1 protein-coding gene is annotated in these 971 nt (G+C 57.3%); it reads left to right on the top strand.

Annotated elements, in window-relative coordinates; all coding sequences use genetic code 11:
- Positions 1-971 (top strand): AMP-binding protein (locus E1297_RS01415; protein ID WP_155132956.1); only part of this gene is annotated, 971 nt, incomplete at both ends.

Here is a 971-nt window from a genome sequence, read left to right as displayed (position 1 = left end):
CCTATCTGCCGCTCGATCCGGACTATCCGCCGGACCGGCTTGCCTTCATGCTTGCGGATGCAGGGGCGAGCTGGGTGGTGACCAGCCGGGAACTTGCCGAGACGTTGTTCCGGTTGACTGATGAAGACGGACCGAGACCACTTATCCTGAATGATGCGGATATTGCCGCCGACCTTTCCCGGCTGAAAAATTCTGGAATAAAGGCTCACGAGCGTCTGGCGAGGTCATGCCCGCGAGACCTTGCCTATGTCCTTTATACCTCGGGATCGACAGGGAGGCCCAAGGGGTGCCTGCTGCAGCATCACAATGTGGTACGATTGATGCGCGCGACCGATGATTGGTTCCGGTTCCGACCGGGAGACGTGTGGTCCTGTTTTCACTCTTATGCCTTTGACTTTTCGGTCTGGGAAATCTGGGGTGCACTAAGCACGGGAGGTACGGCTGTGATCGTGCCGCGGGCGGTCGCGCAAGATCCAGAAGCCTTTGTCGGTTTGGTCGCGCAAAGCGGTGTTACGGTGCTGAACCAGACGCCGACGGCGTTCGAAAGCCTGATGCGAGTGATTCTTGAAAAGGATCTTGTCCTTCCGGACCTTCGGTTGGTGATTTTTGGCGGTGAAGCGCTTGAACCAAGCAGGCTTCGGGGTTGGTTCACGCGTTTTGGCGACAACCATCTACAGCTGGTCAACATGTACGGTATTACCGAAACGACCGTGCATGTTACCTATGATGTGGTCAGGGCTGAGTCAGTGGAGCAGGTGATGAGCGGGATCGGTGTGCCGATCCCGGACCTGAGTGTTTATGTTTTGGACCCGCATCTTCAGCCGGTGCCGATTGGTGTCGTGGGTGAGATGTTTGTCGGAGGTGCAGGATTGTGCCGAGGCTATCTGGGACGGCCGGGGCTGACGACGGAACGGTTCATTGCAGATCCGTTTTCGGGTTTAGAGGGGGCAAGGCTTTACCGGACCGGTGAT

The sequence above is a fragment of the Roseibium sp. RKSG952 genome (assembly GCF_009711355.1).
Note: the sequence above shows the minus strand (reverse complement) of the source record. Positions and strands in the feature narration are given on the sequence as shown.